Source organism: Chloroflexota bacterium (genome assembly GCA_018648225.1).
Classification (GTDB): domain Bacteria; phylum Chloroflexota; class Anaerolineae; order Anaerolineales; family UBA11858; genus NIOZ-UU35.
Map to the genome: position 1 here is coordinate 1 of JABGRQ010000079.1, position 3,765 is coordinate 3,765.

The 3,765-nt window shown below is 50.2% G+C and carries 4 protein-coding genes; 3 read left to right on the forward strand and 1 reads right to left on the reverse strand.

Features of this window, described 5'->3' with window-relative positions; genetic code table 11:
• Window positions 1–292 precede the first annotated feature (292 nt).
• Window positions 293–484, forward strand: a complete 192-nt coding sequence (locus tag HN413_06855; protein MBT3390114.1) for a YfhL family 4Fe-4S dicluster ferredoxin — start codon at window positions 293–295, stop codon at window positions 482–484.
• A 467-nt stretch (window positions 485–951) separates the two neighbouring features.
• On the forward strand, window positions 952–2,289 hold the full coding sequence (gene glnA / locus HN413_06860; protein MBT3390115.1) for a type I glutamate--ammonia ligase: 1,338 nt from the start codon (window positions 952–954) through the stop codon (window positions 2,287–2,289).
• Window positions 2,290–2,349: 60 nt separating this feature from the next.
• Here glnA and HN413_06865 read toward each other — a convergent pair whose 3' ends face one another.
• Window positions 2,350–3,141, reverse strand: a complete 792-nt coding sequence (locus HN413_06865) for an SDR family oxidoreductase (protein ID MBT3390116.1) — start codon at window positions 3,139–3,141, stop codon at window positions 2,350–2,352.
• A 349-nt stretch (window positions 3,142–3,490) separates the two neighbouring features.
• Here HN413_06865 and HN413_06870 point away from each other — a divergent pair.
• A partial coding sequence (locus HN413_06870) for an FAD-binding protein (GenBank protein ID MBT3390117.1) occupies window positions 3,491–3,765 on the forward strand: 275 nt, incomplete at its 3' end.

Here is a 3,765-nt window from a genome sequence, read left to right on the forward strand (position 1 = left end):
CAACGCGACCCGCCACCGATTTTGAAGACCGGGGAGCCCACCGGGACTCAACCACTCCCGAATTTGAAATATGCGCCCGATTATACCTCAGTTCAAAAATCATCCAGTGGCTGATCGCCCGCATCGCAGCCCAAATATGGATAAACAACCATCGCGATTCCCTGTGATCTTCTTGCCCCGGCAGATAGACGATAATTGTCAACTCACGTAGATGACAATTGTCCCGTTGACGAAGAGGGGCTGATCTATTAAGCTGGGAAAACTAAAAAATATACCTTTGGAGGTTTATCCTATGGCAATGACAATCACTGATGAATGCATTTCTTGTGGCGCTTGTGAGCCTGAATGTCCGACCGATGCGATTTTTGAAGGCGATGTACTCTACGAAATCGATCCGGAGAAATGCGTTGAATGCGAAGGTTACTTTGACACCAACCAATGTGTCGATGTTTGCCCGGTTGACTGCATCATTCAATTAACGTAGTTTTTGGAATATATTGAGAGTGGGGGTATGTTGAGTGATTTTACAACCCTGCATACCCCTATTTTGATTCTGAAATTTGTGATTGACAGATTGACTTCCCTTTGCTAAGATTGGTGCCAACAATTGAATACACGGAGAAATAGCGGCTGAGACTCATAAAGAGTTGACGAGGTGGAGGTTCCTCCCTGCGAAGGGAGCGCTAATCCCGGAGTTCCCGGGAGAAAATCGAATTGATCAGCGGATGCCTCTGAAGCCTGACCACGGGCTTCTTTCTTCCTTCCCGAATAGAGAAAATTCTGAAAACCAATCAGTGATGGTTGAGCCAAAGTATTTTCGGTGGTCACTGTCGTTGAACGTTTAGCGCACGGTGTCTTTTGTGGAAGGGCAGTAATCCGGCGTATATTTAATTAGTAAACTGGGTGTGCCCATGCATGCCCAGTATTTTTTTAATTCAAAGGAGTTCGATAATGTCCAAGACGGAAATTTTGAAACGCGTCAAAGAAGATCATATTAAGTTTGTCTCATTACAGTTTACCGATGTGACCGGTTCGGTAAAAAGTGTGGATATTCCACCGGCGCGCCTGAAGGATGCGCTTGAAGATGGGGTTTGGTTTGATGGTTCATCGGTGGAGGGCTTTGCCCGCGTTCAGGAAAGCGATATGCGCCTGGTATTAGATCCAGATACCTATGCCATCTTGCCCTGGTCGCCCGCTGAATTGAAGAGGGCGCGCATTTTTTGCGATATTTATCGCCCCGATGGCACACCTTTCCCCGGTGATCCGCGCGGTATCCTCAAGCGAATGCTCAAAGAAATTGATGACCGCGGCTGGGTCTTCAATATTGGCCCTGAACCGGAATTCTTTCTCTTTAAACGCAATGGCACTGAGAATATTCATCCTGTGCCGCATGATGTGGGTGGATATTTTGATTTCTCGGCCAGCGATGAGGCTGTGGTTGTGCGCACTGAATTGATGGAGGCCCTCGAAACGATGGGCCTCGATGTAGAAGCAGGCCACCATGAAGTGGCCCGTGGACAGCATGAAATTGATTTCCGTTTCACCGATGCTTTGCAGGCTGCCGATTATGTGCTGACTCTGAAATATACGGTCAAAGCCATTGCAGCGCAGCATGGGTTGGTGGCTTCATTTATGCCCAAGCCCATTTTTGGCGTCAATGGTTCGGGAATGCACTGCCACCAGTCTTTATTCACCAAAGACGGCCAGAATCTTTTCTTTGACAACGCCGATGAATACAAACTTTCCAAAATGGCTTATGGCTTTATTGCCGGTCAGCTAAAACATGCCCGTTCTTTGGCGGCTATTGTTGCGCCGACAATCAACTCGTATAAGCGCCTTGTCCCGGGCTATGAAGCGCCCGTGTATGTGGGTTGGGCGCAAATCAATCGCTCGGCGTTGATTCGCATTCCGCGTCACATGGAAGGACGCGATAATTCCGTGCGCGCCGAATTGCGTTTCCCCGATCCATCTGCGAATCCGTATCTGGCCTTTGCGGCCATGCTGGCTGCCGGATTGGATGGGATGGAGAACGAGATGGCTTGTCCTGAGCCGCTGAATAACGTCAATATCTGGTATATGACCCCCGAAGAGCGCGCCGCGCGTAATATTACCGAATTGCCCAATTCGCTGGCCGACGCGTTGCGCGAGTTGGATACCAATGACACACTGAAGAATGCCCTGGGCCTACAGATGTATGAGGCCTTCCGGCGTGCAAAATGGAGCGAAGTTGAAGAATATCGCACCACCGTTATGGATTGGGAAGTCAAGCGCTATTTAGAAACCGCCTGATTTTCCAAACAGGTGACAGTTACGCTTTTCGTGTGACTGTCACCTGTTGTTTGGGGCCTGTCAACTTGCAAATACATCGCGCCGACTCACAGGGGCCAGCAAAAAGCGCGGGAGTAGTTTCCACATTGGGGCATAGGCCAACACCGAGCCAGATTTCCGATTCGCCAGCATTCGCTCAACCAGCCAGGGGGTTACATTTTCCACGCGATCCGCAATGATATTAAAAATTCCGCGCACACGCGCCAGCTCGTCGGGTTTATCCACATAGTGCTGCATGACCATTTCCGTAATTACCATGCCGGGCTGCAATGCGCCAATGATGAGGGGCGAATCGCGCAGCTCTTTGGCAAGCGCTTTGGTGAAATAGGAAATGCCCGCTTTGCTGGTTCCGTATAAGGCCATGCCCACCCGGGTGCTGCCGTTTGAGCCAAAGCCCGCCAGATTGTAAATGGCGCCATACCCTTGCGTTAACATGCCGCGCACAGCGGTTTGTGCCCCGAAAATTGTCCCCAATATATTTGTGTTGACGATGCCCACTGCCTCGTCGGAAGAATACGTCCAGACTTCGCTTTGAGGCCCGCTGATACCGGCATTGTTGATCCAGATATCGACATGACCGAAATGCTGGGAGGCGGCATCCCAGAGGGTTTGCACCGCGGCGGGATCCTCCACCGGGCAGGGTTGCGCAAGAATCCTTTCGGGCGGGTAGCTGTTTCCCAGGCGTGATATTGCCTCCTGAGTGCTGGCCTCCGTCCGGCCACTGATTACCACCCCGCAGCCGCGCGCCAGAAACGCTTCTGCCATCCCGTACCCGATACCGCGCGTGCTGCCTGTAATTACGATCGATTTCATGCAAATTCCTTTCAGTTCGTGTTGAGTGTGAAGGGCTTAGCGCTTTTGCAGAAATAAGCCCAAAAGTTGTAATCGTCAACAAAAGCTTGAACACGCGTCATTCTGAACGGAGCGCAGCGGAGTGAAGAATCCCTTAACCGGAATGTTGAAAAGTGCCTATGCAAGTGATGAATCAAGCTGCTTCAGAGAGATTCCTCGCTACGCTCGCTGCGCTCGGAATGACCACGATGGTTTCGCTGTTCAAGCTACTATTGACCCATACAAAAAAGCCCAAAAATTGCTGCGTAAGTTACAATTATAACGATAGTATCCCAAAATTGGTTGACGAAAGTGTTTCAGTATGAGCCTGATGGCAAAACGAAAAATTATTATTATTGGTGGCGGTGCAGCAGGGTTAATGGCGGCAGGTCAGGCCGCCCAACGCGGCGCTGAAGTTCTTGTGTTGGAAAAGATGAATGCGGTGGGGCGAAAAATTTTTATTAGCGGTAAAGGGCGATGTAATATTACCAATGTGGCTTCCGTGCGCGAGTTTCTTGACCATTTTGGCCCAACGGGGAAATTCTTGCGCCAGGCTTTTCATCGCTATTTTTCTGATGATGTCCTTGCCCTGCTTCACGCGCACGG

Coding starts and splice junctions, on each gene's coding strand:
- glnA (MBT3390115.1), top strand. CDS start 952: ATGTCCAAGACGGAAATTTTGAAACGCGTCAAAGAAGATCATATTAAG.
- HN413_06865 (MBT3390116.1), bottom strand. CDS start 3,141: ATGAAATCGATCGTAATTACAGGCAGCACGCGCGGTATCGGGTACGGG.
- HN413_06855 (MBT3390114.1), top strand. CDS start 293: ATGGCAATGACAATCACTGATGAATGCATTTCTTGTGGCGCTTGTGAG.